Origin of the sequence: Limnohabitans planktonicus II-D5 (assembly GCF_001270065.2) — a bacterium.
GTDB classification, from domain to species: Bacteria; Pseudomonadota; Gammaproteobacteria; order Burkholderiales; family Burkholderiaceae_C; genus Limnohabitans_A; species Limnohabitans_A planktonicus.
On record NZ_LFYT02000014.1, the window covers coordinates 50,890 to 73,399 of the forward strand.

Here is a 22,510-nt window from a genome sequence, read left to right on the forward strand (position 1 = left end):
AATAACTTGCGCGACTTTATTGAAGTCGGTAATTACCCAAAAAGAATTCAATTACCCTTGTGCAGCCACCCTGTCTGCCTTACTTTGAAGTTTATTGAGTGCGCTCAGATACGCCTTGGCAGAAGCCACGACAATGTCCGGGTCAGATCCAACACCGTTGACGACGCGACCACTGTTTTGCAAACGCACCGTCACTTCGCCCTGGCTTTCGGTTGAGCCGCTGATGGCGTTGACCGAATACAGCACCATTTCGGCACCACTTTTGATGTGTGACTCGATGGCCTTCAAAGACGCATCGACCGGGCCATTGCCATCCGACTCAGTCCGCACCTCTTTGCCTTCGACTGTGAAAACCACTGTTGCATGAGGGCGCTCACCGGTTTCGCTGTGCTGTGACATCGAAACAAAGCCGTATTGCTCTTTTTCAGCCGTCACGCTTTCGTCACCCACCAACGCCAGGATGTCCTCGTCAAAAATCTCGCTCTTGCGATCGGCCAATTCCTTGAACTTGGCAAAGGCGTTGTTGATTTCGGTCTCGCTGTCCAAAGTGACACCTAAATCTTGCAAACGCTGTTTGAATGCATTGCGGCCACTGAGCTTGCCCAACACGATCTTGTTGGTGGTCCAGCCCACGTCTTCGGCGCGCATGATTTCGTAAGTGTCACGCGCCTTGAGTACGCCGTCCTGATGAATGCCAGAGGCGTGGGCAAAGGCGTTGGCACCCACCACCGCTTTGTTGGGCTGAACCACAAAACCGGTGGTCTGGCTGACCATTCGGCTGGCGGCCACGATGTGGCTGGTGTCAATGCCGATGTCGAGGCCAAAGTAGTCGCGCCGCGTTTTAACCGCCATGACCACTTCTTCGAGCGAGCAATTGCCCGCACGCTCGCCCAAGCCGTTGATGGTGCATTCGACTTGACGGGCTCCGCCGATCTTCACGCCAGCCAAGGAGTTGGCCACCGCCATGCCCAAGTCGTTGTGACAATGCACGGACCAAATCGCTTTGTCGGAGTTGGGAATGCGCTCGCGCAAAGTACGGATGAACTCGCCATAAAGTTCGGGTACGGCATAACCCACGGTATCGGGCACATTGATGGTGGTAGCACCCTCGGCAATCACTGCTTCGAGCACGCGGCACAAGAAGTCCATCTCACTGCGGTAACCGTCTTCAGGACTGAACTCGACATCACCCACCAAATTACGGGCGAAGCGGACCGATTGCTTGGCCTGCTCAAACACCTGGTCAGGCGTCATGCGCAGTTTCTTCTCCATGTGCAGGGGCGACGTGGCAATGAAGGTGTGAATGCGGCCGCTGTTGGCGCCTTTGAGGGCCTCAGCCGCACGCGAGATGTCGCGGTCATTGGCGCGGGACAAAGAACAAATGGTGGAATCCTTGATCGCGTCGGCAATGCTTTTGACCGCCTCGAAATCGCCATTGGAGCTGGCGGCAAAACCGGCTTCGATCACGTCCACGCGCAGGCGCTCCAGCTGGCGGGCAATGCGCAGCTTCTCGTCGCGTGTCATGGAGGCGCCGGGCGATTGCTCGCCGTCGCGCAAGGTGGTGTCAAAAATAATCAGTTTGTCTGCCATATGGCCTCCTGGGTGTGTACTTCCATGCCTGTGCGATTAAGGCCCGACAGGATAGCCTTGAGCGAGGCGGCCACAATGTCAGCGTCGCGGCCGACGCCAAACAAGGTCCGCTCGCCAATGCGAAGCTCTATGTAGGCCAACGCCTGGGCGTTGGCACCTCCGCTGACGGCGTGCTCATGGTAATCGAGCACTCGCACGGTTTTAGCCAGACCGGATTGCAAGCCGTTCACAAAAGCATCAATCGGACCGTTGCCTTGGCCGTCAATGTCAATCGTGCGACCGGCCCACCGCACCTGGGCCTGCAACCGCACCTGCTTGTCCGCCGCAGGCTGAACGGCGTGGCCCAGCAGTAGGTGGTCTCCCAGCCTGTACTCGCGCTCAAACAGGCCATGGATGTCTCGGGCCGACTGCTCTTTACCGGTGCCGTCCATCACATGCTGAACCACTTGGCTGAACTCAATTTGCAGGCGCCTGGGCAACTCCAGGCCGTATTCGCTCTCCAACAGGTAAGCGATGCCGCCCTTGCCCGACTGACTGTTAACGCGGATCACCGCCTCGTAGCTGCGGCCCAGGTCCTTGGGGTCCAGCGGCAGGTAAGGCATGTCCCAAATGTCACCCTCTTGGCGGGCGGCAAAGGCTTTTTTGATGGCGTCTTGGTGCGAGCCCGAAAACGAGGTGTAAACCAAATCTCCCGCATAAGGGTGGCGGGGGTGCACGGGCAGCTGGTTGCACAGCTCCACGGTGCGGCGAACCTCATCAATGTCCGACAGGTCAAGGCCCGGTGCCACGCCCTGCGAATACAAGTTGAGCGCCACATTCACCAGGTCCAGGTTGCCGGTGCGCTCGCCGTTGCCAAAGAGGCAGCCTTCGAGCCGGTCTGCGCCAGCCATCACCGCAAACTCGCCCGCGGCCGTGCCTGTGCCTCTGTCGTTGTGGGGATGCACAGACAAAACCAGGCAGTCGCGGCGTGCCAAGTGGCGGTGCATCCACTCGATCATGTCGGCAAAAATATTGGGCGTGGAGTGCTCCACGGTCGATGGCAAATTGATGATGCACTTGTGCTGCGGCGTGGGTTGCCACACCTCGGTCACCGCATCGACCACGCGCTTGGCAAAGTGCAATTCGGTGCCAGAAAACATCTCTGGCGAATACTGGAAGACCCACTCGGTGGCAGGCTGCTCAGCAGCCAGGGACTTGAAAAGGCTGGCGTTTTCCACGGCCAAATCCACAATGCCGTCCTCCGACAGGCCCAACACCACGCGGCGCATGACCGGGGCCGTGGCGTTGTAGAGGTGAACAATCGCCCGCCGAGCGCCGTGCAATGCCTCAAAGGTGCGGCGAATCAGGTGCTCACGCGCCTGACTGAGCACCTGGATGGTGACGTCCGGCGGGATCAGATCCTCGTCGATGAGCTTGCGCACAAAATCAAACTCCACCTGCGAAGACGAAGGAAAACCCACCTCGATTTCTTTGAAGCCCATGGCCACCAAGAGCTCAAACATGCGCAATTTGCGCGCCATATCCATGGGCTCGATCAAGGACTGGTTGCCATCGCGCAGGTCCACGCTGCACCAAATCGGCGGGCGGGTGAGGACGGCGTCAGGCCACTGGCGGTCATTCAGGCCCACCGGTGCGAAGGGCTTGTATTTGCTGGCGGGGTTCTTCAACATGGTCATGGTGTGTTCAGGTGAAAAATGTTCGGGGGGATCCGGCAGCCCAAAAGAAAACGGCCCGCTGCTGGTGCAAACGGGCCGTTGACTGGGAACACGCGTGCGCGCTATCGTCTCTGCCCGTGTGGCAGTAGCAGTAGTGCGAACAAATAAAATTTCATACAAACACTGTAGCACAGTTCAAAACCCGAACTGTCGTGCAGTGGACATCACTGATGAAGACCCCGTTCATCGGGCTCGTCGGTGGAGGTGCTGATCATGCTGGTGGGCTGGCCTTTGGCTTTGCGCCAGATGTAAACCACATAGCCACTCAAGCCATAAGCCACAAACAATCCGAACAAAATGGTAGGTGGGTCGATGTTTACAGCCGCTATACCCAAGGCCACCAAAACCAAGGTTGCAAAAGGTACGCTCTTTTTCATGTGCATGTCTTTGAAACTGTAAAACGGCACATTGGTCACCATGGTCAGACCCGCAAACAGGCACACGGCAAACATGCCCCAAGCGACGGTTTTGGCGGGTACGGCATTTTCAAACATGATCCAGACAAAACCCATGACCAAAGCGGCTGCCGCAGGCGATGGCAAACCCTGAAAGTAGCGCTTATCCACCACAGCGGTGTTCACATTGAAGCGAGCAAGGCGCAGCGCTGCACAGGCGCAATACACAAAAGCGGCAATCCAGCCCCATCGACCCAACTCTTTGAGGGTCCAGACATAGGCGATCAAGGCCGGGGCCGCACCAAAGGACACCATGTCCGAGAGCGAATCCATCTGCTCGCCAAAAGCGCTTTGGGTATTGGTCATGCGGGCAACGCGGCCGTCCAGACTGTCCAGCACCATGGCACAAAAAATGCCCACAGTGGCCAAATCGAAACGGCCGTTGATGGCCATGACCACCGCATAAAAACCCGCAAACAGGGCCGCCAAAGTGATCATGTTGGGGAGCATGTAAATGCCCTTGGAAGGTTTGCGCACGGACACCACGGCCTGCGCCTCTTCACCACTGTCGTTGTCGTTGATTTTGCTCATCGTCTGTTCCTGTTGCGTTTTTTCCGACCATCGCTTGTCAGCCAAGTTTAAAGCAGTCGACTCGCCCACAAAAAAGGCCACCGAGGTGGCCTTTTTTACACGCACACAAGCGATCAGTTGCGGGTCTTGTCAACCAGCTTGTTCTTGGCAATCCAAGGCATCATGGCGCGCAATTGTGCGCCCACAACTTCGATGGAGTGCTCGGAGGTCAAGCGACGACGCGCAGTCATGCTGGGGTAGTTGGTGCGGCCTTCCAGGATGAACATCTTGGCGTATTCACCGGTCTGGATGCGCTTCAAGGCGTTGCGCATGGCTTCGCGCGACTGCTCGTTGATGACCTCTGGACCTGTCACGTACTCGCCGTACTCGGCGTTGTTCGAGATCGAGTAGTTCATGTTGCCGATGCCGCCTTCGTAGATCAGGTCGACGATCAACTTGAGTTCGTGCAAGCACTCGAAGTAAGCCATCTCTGGCGCGTAACCGGCTTCCACCAAGGTCTCGTAACCCATCTTGATCAGCTCAACCGCGCCACCGCACAGAACAGCCTGCTCACCGAACAAGTCGGTTTCGGTCTCTTCTTTGAAGTTGGTCTCGATGATGCCGGCCTTGCCGCCACCGTTGGCCATCGCGTAGCTCAGGGCCAAAGCGCGGGCCTTGCCGCTCTTGTCCTGGTGAATCGCCACCAGATGGGGCACGCCGCCGCCTTGGGTGTAGGTGTTGCGCACGGTGTGGCCGGGGGCCTTGGGCGCGACCATCCACACGTCCAGGTCTTCGCGGGGAACGACTTGGTTGTAGTGCACGTTGAAGCCGTGGGCAAAAGCCAACGAAGCGCCTTGCTTGATGTTGGGTGCCACGTTGTTGTTGTACACGTCGGCGATTTGCTCGTCGGGCAACAAGATCATGACCACGTCAGCGGCTTTGACAGCGTCGTTGACTTCCATCACCGTGAGACCGGCTTTGCCGACTTTGTCCCAGGATGCGCCGCCCTTGCGCAGACCAACCACCACTTTGACGCCGCTGTCGTTCAGGTTCTGGGCGTGGGCGTGGCCTTGCGAGCCGTAACCAATGATGGCAACAGTCTTGCCTTTGATGACGCTCAGATCACAATCTTTGTCGTAAAAAACTTTCACAGGGTTCTCCTTAGGAATAAACAGTTTCAAGAGTTAAGTTTAGACGCGCAGGATGCGCTCGCCTCGCCCGATACCGCATGCACCCGTGCGCACGGTTTCCAAAATAGCGCTGCGGTCGATCGCCTCCAAAAAGGCGTCGTTCTTGGATTGGTCGCCGGTGAGCTCAACGGTGTAGCTCTTGTCGGTGACATCAATCACACGGCCTCGAAAGATGTCGGCCATGCGTTTCATTTCTTCGCGTTCCTTACCCACGGCACGCACTTTCACGAGCATCAACTCACGCTCGGTGTAGGCACCTTCGGTCAGGTCCACGACCTTCACCACCTCGATCAGGCGGTTCAGGTGCTTGGTGATCTGCTCAATCACATCATCCGAACCTGTGGTCTGGATGGTCATGCGCGACAGGCTGGGGTCTTCGGTCGGGGCCACGGTCAAGGACTCGATGTTGTAGCCACGGGCCGAAAACAGGCCCACCACGCGGGACAAAGCGCCCGCTTCGTTTTCAATCAATACAGCAATGATGTGTTTCATGATTACAGATCCTCCGCGCCCATGATCATCTCGGTGATGCCCTTGCCAGCCTGAACCATGGGGAACACGTTCTCAGTAGGGTCTGTGCGAATGTCCAGGAAAACCGTGCGATCCTTGAGCCTGCGGGCTTCGCGCAAGGCGGGCTCCACATCCTCCGGCTTTTCCACCAAGATGCCGACGTGGCCATAGGCCTCCGCCAACTTCACGAAGTTGGGCAAAGCATCCATGTAGCTGTGGCTGTAACGACCGGAGTAATCAATCTCCTGCCACTGGCGCACCATGCCCAAGTAACCGTTGTTCAGGGCCACAACTTTGATGGGGGTGTTGTATTGCAGACAGGTCGACAGTTCCTGAATGCACATCTGCACAGAGCCTTCGCCCGTCACGCAAAACACTTCGCTGTCCGGCTTGGCCAGTTTGATTCCCATGGCATAGGGAATTCCCACGCCCATGGTGCCCAGACCGCCAGAGTTGATCCAGCGGCGTGGTTCGTTGAACTTGTAGTACTGCGCAGCCCACATCTGGTGCTGCCCCACATCGGAAGTGATATATGCATCAGCATCCTTGGTCATGTCCCACAAGGTCTCGATGACCTTTTGAGGCTTGATGACCACGCTGTTGTTGCTGTCGTACTTCATGCAAGCGCGGCTGCGCCAGCCTTCGACCGTTTCCCACCACTGAGCCAAGGCCTGTGCGTCGGGCTTGAGGCCTGAATCGCGGATCATGGCCATGAGTTCTGTCAGCACATCTTTCACGTCGCCCACGATCGGCACGTCCACCTTGACTCGCTTGGAGATGCTGGACGGGTCGATGTCGACGTGGATGATCTTGCGGTCCACCGAAGCAAAGTGCTTGGGGTTGCCGATCACGCGGTCATCAAAGCGCGCACCCACGGCCAACAACACATCGCAGTTTTGCATGGCATTGTTGGCTTCCAGCGTGCCATGCATGCCAAGCATGCCCAGAAAACGGCGGTCAGTGGCAGGAAAAGCCCCCAAACCCATCAATGTGTTGGTGACCGGCGCGTTCAGCATGTCCACCAAAGCACGCAGCTCTGCGCTGGCATTGCTCAGCAGAACGCCCCCGCCTGTGTAGATGTATGGGCGCTTGGCCGCCATCAACAACTGCAAAGCCTTGCGAATCTGACCACCGTGACCTTTGCGCACGGGGTTGTAAGAGCGCATTTCCACCGTCTCAGGGTAGCCCGAGTAAGGCACTTTGTTGAAAGAAACGTCTTTGGGCACGTCCACCACCACAGGGCCGGGGCGGCCGCTGCGCGCGATGTGGAAGGCTTTTTTCATGACCTCGGCCATGTCCTTGGCGTCTTTGACCAGGAAGTTGTGCTTCACGATTGGGCGGGTAATGCCCACTGTGTCGCACTCCTGGAATGCGTCAAGGCCAATGGCCGCAGTGGGCACTTGGCCACTGATGATGACCATGGGAATACTGTCCATGTATGCGGTGGCGATGCCCGTCACAGCATTGGTCAGACCGGGACCCGAAGTGACCAGCGCCACACCCACTTCGCCCGTGGCACGGGCGAAGCCGTCAGCCGCATGCACAGCAGCTTGTTCGTGGCGCACCAGAACGTGCTGAATGGTGTCTTGCTTGTAAAAAGCGTCGTAAATGTGCAAAACGGCACCGCCGGGGTAACCCCAGACGTACTGCACGTTTTCAGCTTGGAGCGCTTTGACGAGAATTTCTGCGCCGCGCAATTCTTGAGCGCCCGCAGGGGACTTTGCCGTATCGGCCTTGTTCATTTCCATATTCAACCTTTGTGAATTTCTCTAACGAAAAACCTTGGGTGCCCCTAGGCTCGACTCTTGTGAAGTGGCTTTGGGACTTGAGACCACAGACATGGGCACCAAACTGTAAAAGTACCGGACTGTGATCCGTTTGCTTTTTTTCAATTGCAATCGCGCATTATCGCACTTGTCTTTAGTCATTTTTCAAGCTTCTTCAGACAAACCATTGGCAATGCCATAATTCAGGTTCATTGATCAGGGATTGACCCGAAGTTCCTGACATTTTTGATACATAAAAATAAAGCATCGCTGGCGCGACTGCTCCATACCAAGTTGGCATCCGACTCTGAACTCTCAGATTTTCTAAAAAACGCGGAAAAAAAGGCGTTCAAGCGCGCTTATTACCACGTCAGGGATGAAGACGCCGCCTTGGACATCCTTCAAGACAGCATGATCAAGCTGTGCAGCAGTTATGGGGACAAGCCCATAGCAGAACTGCCCATGTTGTTCCAGCGAATTCTGTCCAATACCGTGCTGGATTGGTTCCGTCGTCAAAAAACGCGCAATGCCTTGTTCACCAATATGAGTGACTTCGTCTCAGACGACGCAGACGCAGATTTTGACTTGCTTGAAGTCACGACCAACCCGGCTGAAAAACCGTCCTCTGACAGCGCAGAAACATGGATCTCAAGGGTCCAAACCCTTGAACACATTGAAACAGCCATCATGGGCCTGCCTGCACGTCAACGAGAAGCCTTCCTGCTGCGTTATTGGGAGGAGATGGACCTTGCTGAAACAGCCGCCGTGATGGGCTGCTCTGAAGGCAGCGTCAAAACCCATTGTTCTCGCGCCATCCAGGCTTTGAGTAAAACCTTGGCACCCCAAGGAATCCGACCATGAAAACCCAAAACACATTGAACGAGCTGAATCTGGACCTTTTGGGCCGACATTTTTCTGCCCAATTGACCCTGGCCACGCCCGGACTACCCCACGAAATCAGCGAGCGCTTGCGGGTTGCACGCTTGCGCGCCCTGGAAGAACGCAAACCTCTGCTTCAAACACGACTGATCAAAACACAGCACATCAACGGCAACAGCACTTTGACGGCCCCCCCTGACGAAGGACTCAACCTCTGGAACATTCTGGCCTCGGCCCTGCCCTTGTTGGTCTTACTCTTCGGATTGATGGCCATTCAATGGATACAACAAGACAATCTCACTTCCGAAATTGCAGCGATCGACTCAGCGCTCCTCACCGATGATCTTCCACCGGACGCCTATGCGGACACAGGTTTTGTGCAGTTCCTCAAACAAGGGCACCAGTCCGGTGCCTCACATAATTGAGATGCACAACTGTTTTGTCCATACTTTGGGGCTTCTCTGTCGCTTTGGCAGTGTCTTGTGTCTTGTAGCCTGCATGGTCGCAGCCACGGCACAGACTTCTTCAATTCCCCAAAAGACAGCCATCAACAGCCACCCCAGTGGGCAGCAAACACACTCCGCCAGTTGGCTGCAATTGACACCACGACAAAAACAAGCACTGGCCCCATTGAGGGTGCAATGGGGCACCCTGACCGCCCAACAACAGAGCAAATGGCTGGCGATTTCTCAAAATTTTTTCCAACTGTCGGCCGTTGAACAATCCACCATGCACGCCAGAATGGCCGACTGGGTGGCACTGAGCCCAGAGCAGCGCAACGTGGCCCGCTTCAACTTCAACAGCTTGCAAAACCTTCCAAAAGAAGACAAAAAGGCCAAATGGGAAGCCTATCAAGCATTGTCTGCTGACGAAAAAAGTCAACTCTCCACTGCATCTACTTCGCCTGGTAAAAGTGCAGCCCGCACGGCCAAACCTCCCGAGCCACATCGCGTAGTGCAAACCCGCATCAAACCCATGGACTCGTCACGTACTGCGAACTCCACAAACATAGATCGGAAAACACTTTTACCCCTGCCGCCCGCATTGATCACACCCCCTCAGGCGCCAGCGCCCACCTCTTCCGAGACGCCGCTGGACAGCGTAAGCCCCCATACTGAAACATCCCCTTCATGACGCGCAACGTTACTGACGACCTTTCACCTGATTGCCCTTGCATTGCCCCCTCATTGTCCCGCCGCATGGCTTGTTGGCTGTATGAGGGCATGTTGCTGTTTGGTGTTCTCGTCTCCTCGGGTCTGGTTTATTTTGTGACCGCTTATTGGCTGACAGGACTGGCCCCCGGTGACATGAACCTTCATCCCCGACTCAAATCTGGCTTTCAGGCCAGCAGCTTTTTGGTGCTGGGCTTGTATTTCATCTGGATGTGGCGACGCGGCCAGACCTTGGCCATGAAAACCTGGCGGATTCAAATCGTAGACACAGCCGGTCAAAAAATCAGTCGCAAAACTGCCTTCAAACGCTACCTGTCCAGTTGGCTTTGGTTCATGCCCCCCCTCGCTGTCTCTTATGCGCTGGGTTTGTCCATGATTGAGCTGATGGTCTTGACGCTGGGCTGGGTGGCCATTTGGGGCGTACTCAGCCGCTTTCACCCCCAAGGCCAGTTTTGGCACGACGTTTTCGCAGGCACTCGCCTGATCACTGCTGCGCCTTGATCTGACATGCAAGAACCCTCATCGCCACCAACCGACGTTGTCAACCCGCAAAAAGCACGCAAAGGCCTGCGACGCATCCTGCATGCCGGGGGCTACTCCATCCAAGGCCTTCGCGCAGGCTGGGGAGAAACCGCCTTTCGCCAGGAAGCCATCCTGGCCATGGTCATGTTACCGCTGGCTTTCTGGCTGGGCCAAAGCTGGGTGGAAATCGCCCTTCTCGCCGGGTCAGTCTTGCTGGTCATGATCGTGGAGTTGCTCAACACCTGCGTGGAGTCGGCCATCGACCGCATCGGCCCGGAATGGCATGACCTGTCCAAACGCGCCAAAGACATGGGCAGCGCCGCTGTCTTTCTCAGCTTGCTGCTGTGCGCCGGGGTTTGGCTGGGCGCACTTTGCTATCGTTTTGCCTGAACCCCATGACGACCATGACCACGCCAAAAGCCTCGCCAGTATTTTCGGTCTGCGTCTACTGCGGCTCCAAGCCCGGGAAGCAGCCCGAATTTGCGCAAATCGCGGTACAAGTGGGCACCTGGATCGGCGCGCACGGCGGTCAATTGGTCTATGGCGGCGGACGCAATGGCCTCATGGGCCTGATGGCCGAAGCCACCTTGGCGGCAGGTGGTACGGTCGTGGGCATCATTCCAACCGCCTTGGTCGAGAAAGAATGGGCGCACCATGGCTGCACCGAACTCCACGTGGTCGACACCATGCACGAGCGCAAACGCCTCATGGCCGACAAGGCCGATGCTTTTTTGGCCTTGCCCGGCGGCATTGGCACATTTGAAGAACTGTTTGAGGTGTGGACCTGGCGGCAACTGGGTTACCACGACAAGCCGGTCGGCATCCTGAACAGCTTGGGTTACTACGATGGCCTGATGGCCTTCATTGGCCAAGTGGTGCAAGAAGGCTTCATGGGCGAATGGCAAACCGAACTGGTGACCCTGGGCACCGAGCCCGAAGCACTGCTGCAAACCCTGGTGCAAAAAGCGGGGTTTTCACCCCGTGCAAAAGTCGAATTGATTTGATCAACCGGGCAGGGCTACAGATTCATACCTGTGCAGCCTTCAATCTTCCAGGGTGTTGAGTTTGCTCAATTCAGCCCAGACTTTTGGGCCTGATCTCAGGGGTGTTATTTCAGGGGTGAAGCCGCTGACCTGAGGTGACTTGGCGCACGCATTTTCAGACGTCTGCGAGACTGATAAAGAGGGTCAGCGCACAACCCCACCGGCATCCGGTTCAGACCCGCTTTGAGGCCCTCAACACCACCCCACTCAAATGGCGGTTTCGTCTTGCTCGCCGGTGCGGATGCGCACCACGCGCTCGACCGATGTCACAAAAATCTTGCCGTCGCCAATTTTGCCTGTGCGGGCAGCTTTCACGATGGCGTCCACACAGCTGTCCACGTCTTCGTCCTTGACCACAACCTCGACCTTGACCTTGGGCAAAAAGTCGACCACGTATTCTGCACCCCGATAGAGCTCGGTATGGCCTTTTTGGCGGCCAAAACCTTTGACTTCGGTCACTGTCAGGCCCGTCACGCCGCATTCGGCCAATGCTTCACGCACTTCTTCCAATTTGAAAGGTTTGATGACGGCGGTGATCTGTTTCATGAAAAAATCCTCAAAAAATGGAAAATGCCCTAATTCAGGCACGGAACTTGTTGGTCATAGGATAACGCCAATCCTTGCCAAAACTGCGGTGCGTCACGCGAATGCCCACGGGCGATTGGCGGCGTTTGTACTCGTTGAGCTTGATCAGGCGCGTGACTTTTTCCACATCGTCCCGCTCAAAGCCATCGGCAATCAGCGCCTCCACCCCCTCGTCGTTTTCCATGTAGCGCTGGATGATGGCGTCCAGCACCTCATAAGCTGGCAGGCTGTCCTGGTCCTTCTGATCCGGGCGCAGCTCGGCACTGGGCGGCCGGGTGATGATGCGCTCTGGGATCGGCTGGCTGCCTGTGCCATACGGGTCATTCAGATTGCGCCAGCGCGCCAAGTCAAACACGCGGGTTTTGACCACGTCCTTGATGACCGCAAAACCGCCCGCCATGTCGCCATACAGCGTGCAGTACCCCGTGGCCATCTCGCTCTTGTTGCCGGTGGTCAGCACAATCGCCCCGGTCTTGTTGGACAAGGCCATGAGCAGCGTGCCTCGAATGCGGGCCTGGATGTTCTCTTCGGTGGTGTCTTCTTTCAGGCCTTCAAAGTGCGCCGACAGCGCCTGCTTGAAGCCGTCAAACAGCGGCGCAATCGAGATCTCGTCGTAACGCACATTCAGGCGCTTGACCATGTCGCGCGAATCGATCCAGCTGATGTCGGCCGTGTAGGGCGACGGCATCATCACGGCATGGATTTTGTCGGCCCCGATCGCGTCCACCGCAATCGCCAACACCAGCGCCGAATCGATGCCACCAGACAAGCCCAAAATTGCGCCCTTAAAACCATTTTTGCCCAGGTAGTCGCGCACACCCAACACCAGCGCGTCCCACAACTCGGCATCGGCGCTGGCCATGGGCACCAATGCCTCGGGTGCAGCGCTCAAGTCCACACCCAGGGCTGCGGCCTGAACCTGCAATGTCATGGCCGCTTCACGAAAGCCCTCGGCTCGCGCCACCACTTGGCCTTGGGCGTTCAGGGCAAAAGAGCGCCCTTCAAAAATCACCTCGTCCTGACCGCCCACCAAATGCGCGTAAATCAAGGGCAAACCGCAATCGGCCACGCGTTCGCGCATGCGCTGCTCACGCTCCGGGCCTTTGCCCGCATGAAAAGGTGAGGCGTTCAGCACCGCCAACAACTGCGCACCTGCGTCACGCGCAAGCCGGGCGGGCTCATCAAACCAGGCGTCTTCGCAAATCAGCAGCCCCACCCGAACGCCATCGACGTCGAACACCCCCACCCCGTTACCAGGCGTGAAATAACGACGCTCGTCAAACACCTGGTAGTTGGGCAGTTCGCGCTTGTCGTAAGCGCAGACCACCTGCCCCTCACACAAGACGCTCGCGCGGTTGTGGCGGCGTGTTACGGCCACGCTGCGGGTGCGCACGCCGCCGCCCTCGGGGTGACCCACCACCACATGCAGCCCCTTTAACCCAGCCAGTTCGCGGGCCACTGTTTTCAGGGCATCATCGCAGGCGTCGATGAAGGACGGGCGCAAGAACAGGTCTTCAGCCGCATAGCCGCAAATCGACAACTCGGGCGTGAGCACCAGCCGAGCGCCTTCGGCATGCGCCCGGGTGGCGAAATCGATGATCTTGCGGGCATTACCCTGCATGTCACCGACGACAAAGTTGAGCTGAGCGACACGAATTTGGAGAGTCATACAGGTGCTGAAAAATGTGAGCTTGAATTATGTCACCCGGGTGCAGGATGACTTGAGTGCCATCGCACCTGCGACCTGGGACGGCCTGCTGGCCCGGCAGAGCGCCCCTTCCCCCTTCATGCAGCATGCCTATTTGTCGGCCATGCAGACCAGCGAGTCGGCCACGCCCGAGACCGGCTGGACATTGCAAGTCATCAGCCTGTGGCGCGCCACCCCGCAAGGCGATGTGTTGGCCGCTGCCTGCCCGCTCTACATCAAGAACCACTCACGCGGCGAATACGTGTTTGACCACGCCTGGGCCGACGCCTACCAGCGCCATGGTCTGGACTATTACCCCAAAGCCCTGGTCGCCCCACCCTTCACACCAGTGCCCGGCAGCCGCCTGCTGGCCGAATCTGACGACGCCCGCCACGCCCTGCTGGCCGCCTTGCTGGACATTTGCCAAACCAACAACATCCCCTCGCTGCACATTTTGTTTGGCAGCCCGCAAGACCTGCAGGCCTGTGAGCATGCCGGGCTGCTGCAGCGCGACCAAGTGCAGTTCCACTGGCAAAACCAAGGCTGGCGCGACTTCGATGACTTTTTGGCCAGCCTGACCCAAGAAAAGCGCAAAAAAATCCGGCAAGAACGCCGCAAAGTGGCTGATGCCGGTGTGACGTTTCGCGCCGTGCGCGGCCCCGACATGACCGGCGACGACTGGGCCCTGCTGCTGCGCTGCTACCAGCAAACCTATTGGGAACACGGCAACGCGCCGTATTTGACCCCAGCGTTTTTTGAGTCCATGCGCACCGACATGGCCCCAAACTGGCTGCTGTTTGTGGCCGAACACGCGAGCCAACCCATCGGCATCAGCCTGATCGGCCTGCATCTGGACGCCCAAGGCCAGCCCGAAGTGGCTTATGGCCGCTACTGGGGGGCGCTGGCCCGGGTGGACTGCCTGCACTTTGAAGCCTGCTACTACCAGCCCATCGACTGGTGCATCCAGCACGGCCTCAAGCGTTTTGAAGGCGGCGCACAAGGCGAACACAAAATGGCCCGCGCCCTGCTGCCCACCCCCACCCACAGCGCCCACTGGCTGGCACATCCGGCGTTTTCTGAGGCGGTGGCGCGGTTTTTGGAGCGGGAAAAAGCGGGGGTGGAGAACTACCTGGAAGCGCTGCACCAGCATTCACCCCTGAAAAAAACCCCATGAAAAACGCCTGCGCGGCGCAAACCGGGCAGGCGTTCGGAAGGTGGCACAGCGCCCCAGCGGGCGAGCGCTCAATCAGCCGCATCAGGCCTTGGTTTTGTTGTAGGCCGCGATGCCGTCCAAAATTTCCTTGTGGGCAGACTCCTTGCCTTCCCAACCCAGCACTTTGACCCATTTGCCTTTTTCAAGGTCTTTGTAGTGCTCAAAGAAGTGGGCAATCGCGTTGCGGCGCATCGCGTTCACATCCGCAATATCTTGCCAGTGGTCGTACATCGGCAAAATTTTGCTGGTAGGCACAGCAATCACCTTGCCGTCCACTCCAGCCTCGTCTTCCATCATCAAAATGCCCAAGGCGCGGCAGGGCACCACCACACCGGGGTGCAAGGCGTAAGGGGTGATCACCAACACGTCCACCGGATCTCCGTCGCCGGACAGGGTTTGGGGCACATAACCGTAATTGGTGGGGTAGTGCATGGCCGTGGTCATGAAACGGTCCACGAACAAGGCACCGGTTTCCTTGTCCACTTCGTACTTGATCGGGTCGGCGTTCATCGGGATTTCGATGATCACGTTAAAGGTATCTGGTGCTTTGCTGCCGGGGGTGACGTTGTCGAGGGACATCTTGCGGGTTTCTTTGTGAAAAGTTAAGAAAAAACGGAATCGCTAGGGATTAACCCCGATTTTACTTTCACAGGCCTTGCGCATTCGCCTTGTCTGCCTCTTTAATGAAGTGTTGGCCAATCGAACTCCCGTTTCGGGGACTGAGGAAGCAACGCCATGGAGGTGCCTCCAGCGTGTTGCACCTCCGTTCAGCGACAACTATCGAGGAGAAAACGATGACAGGAAATTCAGCGCTCATATTGGCGCTCGTTTGTGGTCTGATTGCTGTGGCTTACGGCATTTGGGCCCGAGGGTGGATCCTTTCTCAAGATGCCGGCAATGCCCGGATGCAGGAAATTGCCGCCGCCATTCAGGCCGGCGCGGCGGCCTATCTGGCCCGGCAATACAAAACCATCGCCATCGTCGGCGTCGTGCTGGCCATCTTGATGGGCATCTTTCTGGATGGCATCACCGCCATCGGTTTTGTGATCGGCGCGGTGCTTTCTGGCGCGTGCGGCTTCATCGGCATGAATGTGTCGGTCAAAGCCAACGTGCGCACGGCACAGGCCGCCACCAAAGGCATTGGCCCAGCGCTCGACGTGGCGTTTCGGGGCGGTGCCATCACCGGCATGCTGGTGGTGGGTTTGGGTCTGTTGGGTGTGTCCGGTTTTTACTGGTTTCTGGTGGGCAACGGCAACCTGACGCCCGACAAGAACCTGGCCAATTTGCTCAACCCCTTGATTGGCTTTGCCTTCGGCTCCTCGCTGATCTCAATTTTTGCCCGTCTGGGCGGCGGCATTTTCACCAAGGGCGCTGACGTGGGCGCCGACCTGGTGGGCAAGGTGGAGGCAGGCATTCCCGAAGACGACCCGCGCAACCCGGCCGTGATTGCCGACAACGTGGGCGACAACGTGGGTGACTGCGCCGGCATGGCTGCCGATCTGTTCGAAACCTACGCGGTCACGCTGATCGCCACCATGGTGCTGGGCGCATTGCTGGTCTCGGCAGCGCCGGGTCAGGCCGTGCTGTACCCGCTGGCCTTGGGCGCGGTGTCCATCATCGCCTCGATCATTGGCTGCTTCTTCGTCAAAGCCTCGCCGGGTATGACCAATGTGATGCCCGCGCTCTACAAAGGCCTGGCCATCTCAGGGGTGCTGTCCTTGATCGCCTTTTACTTTGTCACCACATGGTTGATCCCAGACAACGCCTTGGGCGCTGCGGGCAGCCAGATGAAACTGTTTGGTGCCTGTGCTGTGGGCTTGGTGCTCACAGCCGCCTTGGTCTGGATCACCGAGTTCTACACCGGCACGCAATACGCCCCGGTGCAGCACATCGCCCAGGCTTCAACCACCGGCCACGGCACCAACATCATTGCCGGTTTGGGCGTGTCCATGCGCTCCACCGCCTGGCCGGTGATGTTCGTCTGTCTGGCCATCTGGACAGCTTATGCGCTGGGTGGCTTGTACGGCATTGCCGTGGCGGCTACCTCCATGCTGAGCATGGCGGGCATCGTGGTGGCGCTGGACGCCTATGGCCCCATCACCGACAACGCGGGCGGCATTGCCGAAATGGCTGAAATGCCCAGCAGCGTGCGCGACATCACCGACCCGCTGGATGCCGTGGGCAACACCACCAAGGCCGTGACCAAGGGCTACGCCATCGGCTCGGCAGGCCTGGCCTCGCTGGTGCTGTTTGCCGACTACACGCACAAACTGGAGGCCTATGGCAAGGCCATCAGTTTTGACTTGTCCGACCCTCTGGTCATCATTGGACTGTTCATTGGCGGGCTGATCCCCTACTTGTTCGGCGCCATGGCCATGGAAGCGGTGGGCCGGGCAGCAGGCAGCGTGGTGGTTGAAGTGCGCCGCCAGTTCAAGGAGATCCCCGGCATCATGGAAGGCACGGCCAAGCCCGAATACGGCAAGGCGGTCGACATGCTCACCACGGCCGCCATCAAGGAAATGGTCATCCCGAGCCTGTTGCCCGTGGTGGTGCCGGTGTTGGTGGGCTTGATCCTGGGGCCCAAGGCGCTGGGTGGCTTGCTGATGGGCACCATCATCACCGGCCTGTTTGTGGCAATTTCGATGTGCACCGGCGGCGGCGCTTGGGACAACGCCAAGAAATACATCGAAGACGGCCATCACGGCGGCAAAGGTTCAGACGCCCACAAGGCAGCCGTGACCGGAGATACGGTGGGTGACCCCTACAAGGACACCGCTGGCCCTGCCATCAACCCGCTGATCAAAATCATCAACATCGTGGCCCTCCTGATCGTGCCGCTGGTGATGAAGTTTCACGGGGGCTGATGGGCCCTGCGGTTTAAAAGGCCCGCTTTGGCGGGCCTTTTTTTGACCAGTTGGTCCGTAAAGGTCGATGTCCCATGGGTGATTTTCAAATTTCGGACGAGGTTCACAATAGCTTCATGCAAATGAATTTCATCGCCAACCAATCCGCTCCTGCCCTGGCGGGGCAAACCATCGATGTACTCGACCCCTCTGACGGGCAGGTGTTTGAGCAGATCCCGCGCAGCCAGGCGGCCGATATCGACCACGCTGTGCAAGCAGCACGGGCTGCCTTCAACGGCCCTTGGGGCAAGCTCAGCGCCATGGAGCGTGGTCGCCTGCTCATGAAGCTGTCGCAAAAAGTGAGCGAGCACGCCGCCGATCTGGCCGCGCTGGAGCAACGCGACTGCGGCAAACCCACCAAACAGGCCGCTGCCGATTCGGTGGCTTTGGCGCGTTACTTTGAGTTTTATGCCGGAGCCTGCGACAAGCTGCACGGCGAGACCCTGCCCTACCAAAACGGTTACAGCGTACTGACCTGGCGCGAGCCACACGGCGTGACGGGCCATGTGATCCCCTGGAACTACCCGATGCAAATTTTTGGGCGCAGCGTGGGCGGCGCTTTGGCCGCTGGCAATGCCTGCGTGGTCAAGCCGGCCGAAGACGCGTGCCTGAGCCTGATTCGGGTGGCGCAGTTGGCGGCCGAAGTGGGCTTTCCGCCGGGGGCCATCAACATCGTCACGGGTTATGGTCATGAGGTGGGCGACGCGCTGGCCCGACACCCGGGCATTGACCACATCAGCTTCACCGGCAGCCCCCGTGTGGGCACCTTGATCCAGCAAGTGGCCGCCGAGCGCCACTGCCCCGTGACGCTGGAGCTGGGCGGCAAAAGTCCGCAAATCATTTTTGATGAAGCCGACCTGGACGCGGCCATTCCCGTGGTGGTCAACGCCATCGTGCAGAACTCGGGACAAACCTGCAGCGCAGGCTCGCGCGTGTTGATCCAGCAAGGCATTTACGAGCCGCTGCTCAAGCGCCTGGGCGAGGCCTTTGGCCGCTTGCAAGTAGGCTCGGCCGCCATGAACCTGGACTTGGGGCCACTGATTCGCGCCAGCCAATTGGAGAGAGTGACGGGTTTCTTGGACCAAGCCAAAGCTGACGGCATCGCCACCGTGGCGCAAGGGCAAATCGCAGCGGGCGTGCCTGCGGGCGGTTTTTACCAAGCCCCCACCTTGCTGCGCGATGTGCCGGTGATGCATCGCCTGGCACAAGAAGAAGTGTTTGGCCCGGTGCTTTCGGCCATGGCCTTCAGCGACGAAGACCACGCGGTCGAATTGGCCAATGCCACCGAGTTTGGCCTGGTCGCAGGTATCTGGACGCGTGACGGTGGCCGGCAATTCCGCATGGCCAAACGCGTGCGCAGCGGCCAGGTGTTCATCAACAACTATGGTGCAGGCGGTGGCGTGGAGCTGCCCTTTGGCGGGGTCAAGTCCTCGGGTTACGGCCGTGAAAAAGGCTTCGAGGCCCTGCTGGGCTTCACCACCCTCAAGACCGTGGCCATTGCGCACGGCTGAGCACACTGCACGCCATCTGCGGTCAGCCAAGGACCAGGGAGTCCCTCCCAAGGACTGCCTCCGGGTTTGAAGGCACAATCGCTGGCTATGTCTGAACGCGTCATTGCACTGGTCGACCAGCGCCCCCCCAGTCTGCCCTTGCCCACCTTGCCAGCGGGGCAAGACCTGAGCGCCCTGCCGCTGGACGGCCTGCGCCGACCTTTGACCGATTTGCGCATCAGCGTGACCGACCGCTGTAACTTCAGGTGCAGCTATTGCATGCCCAAGGAAGTCTTTGACAAGGACTACGCCTACCTGCCGCACAGCCAACTGCTGAGCTTTGAGGAGATCACCCGAATCGCCAACGTGTTCGTAGGCCGAGGCGTGCGCAAGATTCGCCTGACGGGCGGCGAGCCCCTGCTGCGCAAGAACATTGAAATCCTGATCGAACAACTGGCCGCCCTGCGCACACCTGACGGCCAGCCGCTGGATTTGACGCTGACCACCAACGGTTCGCTGCTGGCTCGCAAGGCGCAGAGTCTGAAAGACGCGGGCCTGCAACGTGTCACCGTGAGCCTGGACGGGCTGGACGACGCCGTCTTTCGCCAGATGAACGATGTGGACTTTCCAGTGGCCGATGTGTTGGCCGGGATCGAAGCGGCCCGGGCTGCGGGTTTGGGGCCGATCAAGGTCAATATGGTGGTCAAGCGTGGCACCAACGAGCACGAGATTTTGCCCATGGCCCGGCATTTCCGGGGCACTGGCATCGTGCTGCGCTTCATTGAATACATGGATGTGGGCGCGACCAATGGCTGGTGCATGGACGAAGTGCTGCCCAGCGCCGACGTGGTGCGCCTGCTGCAAACCGAGCTGCCACTGGTGCAACTGGACCCGTCCGTCCCCGGCGAAACAGCAGAGCGCTGGGGATATGCCAACGCCCAGGGCGTTCATGACAAGACCTTGGGCGAGATCGGCGTGATCAGCAGCGTGACGCAAGCGTTTTGCGGCGACTGCAACCGTGCCCGCCTGTCCACAGAAGGCCGTCTTTACCTGTGCCTGTTTGCCAGTCAAGGCTACGACCTGCGTCAGCTCTTGCGCGACCCGGCTCAAAGCGACCACACACTGGCGCAGACGGTAGACGCCATTTGGCGTGGGCGTACCGACCAATATTCGGTGCTGCGCAGCCTGCGCGGCCCCGACTCCGCCAGCGGCCCCGGCCGCCGGGTGGAAATGAGCTACATCGGAGGCTGAAGGCCATGAACCTCACAACACCGGCCATCACGGGCCTGATTTTGGCTGGCGGGCGTGGCTCGCGCATGGGTGGCATCGACAAGGGCCTGCAAAACTTTCGAGGCCTGCCACTGGCGCTGCAAACCCTGATGCGCTTGCAACTGCAAAGCCTGCCACCGCAAGACATTCTGATCAACGCCAACCGCAATCTGGCCGCCTACGAGTCGCTGGGCGTGCCCGTTTGGCCCGACACGCTCGACGGTTTTGCCGGGCCTTTGGCGGGCTTTCTCACCGGCTTGGAGCGCTGCGAAACGCCTCTCTTGCTCACCGTGCCCTGCGACTCGCCGCTGTTTCCGCTGGACCTGGTGGAGCGCTTGTACACAGCCCTCCAAGAGCAAGACGCCGACCTGGCCATGGCCGCCGCGCCTGAGGCCGACGGCACGGTGCGCTCGCAACCGGTGTTTTGCCTGCTCAAAACCGAGCTGCTGGAAAGCTTGGTGAAGTTCACCCAGGGTGGTGGCCGCAAGATCGACGCATGGACTGCTCAGCACCGCTGCGCCATCGTACCCTTTGACCAAAGCGGCGACAGCCCACAAGCCTTTGCCAATGCCAACACGCTGGCCGAACTGCAACAACTCGAATCCATTTGAACCGCGACGCACGGCATGGCCGTGCGCTCTCTTGCCATGACCACCCCTACCCTGTCCATTGATCAGATCGCCGAGCGCCTGCAAGGCTACGACCCTCAGGCTTTGTCGGCCAGCCAGGTCAACGCGTTTTTGGCACAGCTGGTGCAGCCCGTGCGCGAACAAGAAACTGTACCACTGATGCAGGCACACGGCCGCATCCTGGCGCAGGACGTGGTCTCACCCATCAGCGTGCCACCTCACGACAACTCGGCCATGGACGGCTACGCCTTTAGCGGCGCTGAACTGATTGCTGGACAGGCCAGCCGCCTCAAGGTGGTGGGCACGGCGTTTGCCGGGGCCGCCTGGCAGGGCACCGTGGGTGCCGGTGAATGCGTGCGCATCATGACCGGTGCCATCATGCCCAAGGGCCTCAACACCGTGGCTCCACAAGAGGTGGTGCAAACCGAGGGCGACACGGTGCAGATTCCCTCTGGACTGCTGCAGTCAGGTGACAACCGCCGTCTGATGGGCGAAGACCTGATGGCGGGCCAAGCCGCCTTGTCAGCGGGTGCGCGACTGACACCCGCCGCCTGCGGCCTGCTGGCCAGCCTGGGGCTGCCCACCGTCATCGTCTGGCGCAGGCCCAAAGTGGCTTATTTTTCAACCGGCGACGAGATTTTGAGCCTGGGCGAAGCACCCCGCGAAGGCGCGGTGTACGACAGCAACCGCTACACCGTGGCGGGCCTGGTGCAGTCACTGGGCTGCGAGCTGATCGACATGGGCGTGGTGCGCGACGATCCGGCGGCTCTGGAGGAAGCCTTTGTGGATGCCGCCGCGCAGGCCGACGCCATCATCACCAGCGGCGGGGTGAGTGTGGGCGAAGCCGACCACACCAAGGCCATGATGAAAAAGCTGGGCGATGTGGCGTTTTGGCGCATCGCCATGCGCCCCGGCCGCCCCATGGCGGTGGGTCGTATTAAACGCGGCGAGCGCTCGGCCGTGCTGTTTGGCCTGCCCGGCAACCCGGTGGCGGTGATGGTGACCTTTGCCGCCTTTGTGCGCCCTGCCCTGCAACAGCTCATGGGCTGGCAAGCGCCCGCTTTGCCCCTGCTCAAGGCCAAAAGCACTGAAGCCCTGCGCAAGAAACCCGGCCGCACCGAATACCAGCGCGGCATCGTGCGCACCAATGCAGCGGGCGAGTTGCAGGTCAGCATCACCGGCAACCAGGGCTCGGGCGTGCTCAGCTCCATGGTGCAAGCCAACGGCCTGATCGTGCTGGGCCATGCCCAAGGCAACGTGGCCGTGGGCGAGGAGGTGAATGTGATGATGTTTGACGGGCATCTTTGAACCGGTGGACTTGGCACGCATGAAAAAAGCGGCCTTGGCCGCTTTTTTCATGACTCAGGCAAGGCACAGCGCGT

At 59.1% G+C, this 22,510-nt stretch carries 21 protein-coding genes; 12 read left to right on the forward strand and 9 right to left on the reverse strand.

Annotated features, from left to right (window positions below; genetic code table 11):
- Positions 1–51 precede the first annotated feature (51 nt).
- From H663_RS32255 to H663_RS32280, 6 genes are all read right to left on the reverse strand, one after another.
- The gene (locus tag H663_RS32255) at positions 52–1,590 is read right to left on the reverse strand and encodes a 2-isopropylmalate synthase (protein WP_053175400.1); all 1,539 of its coding nucleotides are present in this window, start codon (positions 1,588–1,590) and stop codon (positions 52–54) included.
- Positions 1,575–3,260, reverse strand: coding sequence for a 2-isopropylmalate synthase (gene leuA / locus H663_RS32260; RefSeq protein ID WP_053176892.1), 1,686 nt, complete (start codon positions 3,258–3,260; stop codon positions 1,575–1,577). The genes H663_RS32255 and leuA overlap by 16 nt, the downstream gene beginning before the upstream one ends.
- Before the next feature lie 209 nt (positions 3,261–3,469).
- A complete protein-coding gene (gene pssA, locus H663_RS32265) occupies positions 3,470–4,291 on the reverse strand; it encodes a CDP-diacylglycerol--serine O-phosphatidyltransferase (RefSeq protein WP_240620514.1) in 822 nt (273 codons plus the stop codon).
- 113 nt (positions 4,292–4,404) lie between these two features.
- The gene (gene ilvC, locus H663_RS32270) at positions 4,405–5,421 is read right to left on the reverse strand and encodes a ketol-acid reductoisomerase (protein ID WP_053175397.1); all 1,017 of its coding nucleotides are present in this window, start codon (positions 5,419–5,421) and stop codon (positions 4,405–4,407) included.
- Between the two features lie 39 nt (positions 5,422–5,460).
- Entirely contained in the window at positions 5,461–5,952 is a 492-nt protein-coding gene (gene ilvN, locus H663_RS32275) for an acetolactate synthase small subunit (RefSeq protein WP_053175395.1), read from the reverse strand.
- Positions 5,953–5,954: 2 nt separating this feature from the next.
- A complete protein-coding gene (locus tag H663_RS32280) occupies positions 5,955–7,718 on the reverse strand; it encodes an acetolactate synthase 3 catalytic subunit (RefSeq protein ID WP_053175392.1) in 1,764 nt (587 codons plus the stop codon).
- Positions 7,719–8,030: 312 nt separating this feature from the next.
- Here H663_RS32280 and H663_RS32285 point away from each other — a divergent pair, with 312 nt between their 5' ends.
- The 6 genes from H663_RS32285 (at position 8,031) to H663_RS32310 (ending at position 11,313) form a co-directional block, all read left to right on the forward strand.
- Positions 8,031–8,597: an RNA polymerase sigma factor gene (locus H663_RS32285; RefSeq protein ID WP_053176889.1), complete on the forward strand. Its 567-nt coding sequence runs from the start codon at positions 8,031–8,033 to the stop codon at positions 8,595–8,597.
- Complete coding sequence (locus H663_RS32290; RefSeq protein WP_053175389.1) at positions 8,594–9,040, forward strand: DUF3619 family protein; 447 nt, start codon at positions 8,594–8,596, stop codon at positions 9,038–9,040. The genes H663_RS32285 and H663_RS32290 overlap by 4 nt, the downstream gene beginning before the upstream one ends.
- Positions 9,041–9,113: 73 nt before the next feature.
- Positions 9,114–9,749, forward strand: a complete 636-nt coding sequence (locus H663_RS32295; RefSeq protein WP_053175385.1) for a DUF3106 domain-containing protein — start codon at positions 9,114–9,116, stop codon at positions 9,747–9,749.
- Positions 9,746–10,288 (forward strand): RDD family protein, encoded by a 543-nt coding sequence (locus H663_RS32300; RefSeq protein WP_053175383.1) that lies wholly within the window; start codon positions 9,746–9,748, stop codon positions 10,286–10,288. Before H663_RS32295 ends, H663_RS32300 begins: the two co-directional genes overlap by 4 nt.
- 6 nt (positions 10,289–10,294) lie before the next feature.
- Positions 10,295–10,699, forward strand: coding sequence for a diacylglycerol kinase (locus tag H663_RS32305; protein WP_053175380.1), 405 nt, complete (start codon positions 10,295–10,297; stop codon positions 10,697–10,699).
- Between the two features lie 5 nt (positions 10,700–10,704).
- A complete protein-coding gene (locus H663_RS32310) occupies positions 10,705–11,313 on the forward strand; it encodes an LOG family protein (RefSeq protein ID WP_083451293.1) in 609 nt (202 codons plus the stop codon).
- Positions 11,314–11,559: 246 nt separating this feature from the next.
- Here H663_RS32310 and H663_RS32315 read toward each other — a convergent pair whose 3' ends face one another.
- On the reverse strand, positions 11,560–11,898 hold the full coding sequence (locus tag H663_RS32315; protein WP_053175377.1) for a P-II family nitrogen regulator: 339 nt from the start codon (positions 11,896–11,898) through the stop codon (positions 11,560–11,562).
- A gap of 34 nt (positions 11,899–11,932) precedes the next feature.
- Positions 11,933–13,606 carry an NAD+ synthase gene (locus H663_RS32320; protein WP_053175374.1) on the reverse strand — a complete coding sequence of 558 codons (1,674 nt, stop codon included), beginning with the start codon at positions 13,604–13,606 and terminating at the stop codon, positions 11,933–11,935.
- A gap of 4 nt (positions 13,607–13,610) precedes the next feature.
- Between H663_RS32320 and H663_RS32325 the strand changes: the two genes are divergently transcribed.
- The gene (locus H663_RS32325) at positions 13,611–14,798 is read left to right on the forward strand and encodes a GNAT family N-acetyltransferase (RefSeq protein ID WP_083451292.1); all 1,188 of its coding nucleotides are present in this window, start codon (positions 13,611–13,613) and stop codon (positions 14,796–14,798) included.
- Positions 14,799–14,879: 81 nt separating this feature from the next.
- Here H663_RS32325 and ppa read toward each other — a convergent pair whose 3' ends face one another.
- Positions 14,880–15,416 (reverse strand): inorganic diphosphatase, encoded by a 537-nt coding sequence (gene ppa / locus H663_RS32330; protein WP_053175370.1) that lies wholly within the window; start codon positions 15,414–15,416, stop codon positions 14,880–14,882.
- 215 nt (positions 15,417–15,631) lie between these two features.
- Between ppa and H663_RS32335 the strand changes: the two genes are divergently transcribed.
- From H663_RS32335 to moeA, 5 genes are all read left to right on the forward strand, one after another.
- Positions 15,632–17,701, forward strand: a complete 2,070-nt coding sequence (locus tag H663_RS32335) for a sodium-translocating pyrophosphatase (protein ID WP_053175366.1) — start codon at positions 15,632–15,634, stop codon at positions 17,699–17,701.
- A gap of 116 nt (positions 17,702–17,817) precedes the next feature.
- Entirely contained in the window at positions 17,818–19,251 is a 1,434-nt protein-coding gene (locus H663_RS32340; RefSeq protein WP_053176883.1) for an aldehyde dehydrogenase family protein, read from the forward strand.
- An 87-nt stretch (positions 19,252–19,338) separates the two neighbouring features.
- Positions 19,339–20,481 (forward strand): GTP 3',8-cyclase MoaA, encoded by a 1,143-nt coding sequence (gene moaA / locus H663_RS32345; protein ID WP_053175363.1) that lies wholly within the window; start codon positions 19,339–19,341, stop codon positions 20,479–20,481.
- A 5-nt stretch (positions 20,482–20,486) separates the two neighbouring features.
- The gene (gene mobA, locus H663_RS32350; RefSeq protein ID WP_053175360.1) at positions 20,487–21,110 is read left to right on the forward strand and encodes a molybdenum cofactor guanylyltransferase MobA; all 624 of its coding nucleotides are present in this window, start codon (positions 20,487–20,489) and stop codon (positions 21,108–21,110) included.
- Positions 21,111–21,146: 36 nt separating this feature from the next.
- A complete protein-coding gene (moeA, locus tag H663_RS32355; RefSeq protein ID WP_053176881.1) occupies positions 21,147–22,436 on the forward strand; it encodes a molybdopterin molybdotransferase MoeA in 1,290 nt (429 codons plus the stop codon).
- Positions 22,437–22,510 lie beyond the last annotated feature (74 nt).

Bases quoted from the DNA above. Each gene is read 5' to 3' on its own strand.
- H663_RS32255 (WP_053175400.1), bottom strand. From the start codon at position 1,590: ATGGCAGACAAACTGATTATTTTTGACACCACCTTGCGCGACGGCGAG.
- leuA (WP_053176892.1), bottom strand. From the start codon at position 3,260: ATGTTGAAGAACCCCGCCAGCAAATACAAGCCCTTCGCACCGGTGGGC.
- pssA (WP_240620514.1), bottom strand. From the start codon at position 4,291: ATGAGCAAAATCAACGACAACGACAGTGGTGAAGAGGCGCAGGCCGTG.
- ilvN (WP_053175395.1), bottom strand. From the start codon at position 5,952: ATGAAACACATCATTGCTGTATTGATTGAAAACGAAGCGGGCGCTTTG.
- H663_RS32280 (WP_053175392.1), bottom strand. From the start codon at position 7,718: ATGGAAATGAACAAGGCCGATACGGCAAAGTCCCCTGCGGGCGCTCAA.
- H663_RS32290 (WP_053175389.1), top strand. From the start codon at position 8,594: ATGAAAACCCAAAACACATTGAACGAGCTGAATCTGGACCTTTTGGGC.
- H663_RS32295 (WP_053175385.1), top strand. From the start codon at position 9,114: ATGGTCGCAGCCACGGCACAGACTTCTTCAATTCCCCAAAAGACAGCC.
- H663_RS32300 (WP_053175383.1), top strand. From the start codon at position 9,746: ATGACGCGCAACGTTACTGACGACCTTTCACCTGATTGCCCTTGCATT.
- H663_RS32305 (WP_053175380.1), top strand. From the start codon at position 10,295: ATGCAAGAACCCTCATCGCCACCAACCGACGTTGTCAACCCGCAAAAA.
- H663_RS32310 (WP_083451293.1), top strand. From the start codon at position 10,705: ATGACGACCATGACCACGCCAAAAGCCTCGCCAGTATTTTCGGTCTGC.
- H663_RS32315 (WP_053175377.1), bottom strand. From the start codon at position 11,898: ATGAAACAGATCACCGCCGTCATCAAACCTTTCAAATTGGAAGAAGTG.
- H663_RS32320 (WP_053175374.1), bottom strand. From the start codon at position 13,606: ATGACTCTCCAAATTCGTGTCGCTCAGCTCAACTTTGTCGTCGGTGAC.
- ppa (WP_053175370.1), bottom strand. From the start codon at position 15,416: ATGTCCCTCGACAACGTCACCCCCGGCAGCAAAGCACCAGATACCTTT.
- H663_RS32335 (WP_053175366.1), top strand. From the start codon at position 15,632: ATGACAGGAAATTCAGCGCTCATATTGGCGCTCGTTTGTGGTCTGATT.
- H663_RS32340 (WP_053176883.1), top strand. From the start codon at position 17,818: ATGCAAATGAATTTCATCGCCAACCAATCCGCTCCTGCCCTGGCGGGG.
- moaA (WP_053175363.1), top strand. From the start codon at position 19,339: ATGTCTGAACGCGTCATTGCACTGGTCGACCAGCGCCCCCCCAGTCTG.
- mobA (WP_053175360.1), top strand. From the start codon at position 20,487: ATGAACCTCACAACACCGGCCATCACGGGCCTGATTTTGGCTGGCGGG.
- moeA (WP_053176881.1), top strand. From the start codon at position 21,147: ATGACCACCCCTACCCTGTCCATTGATCAGATCGCCGAGCGCCTGCAA.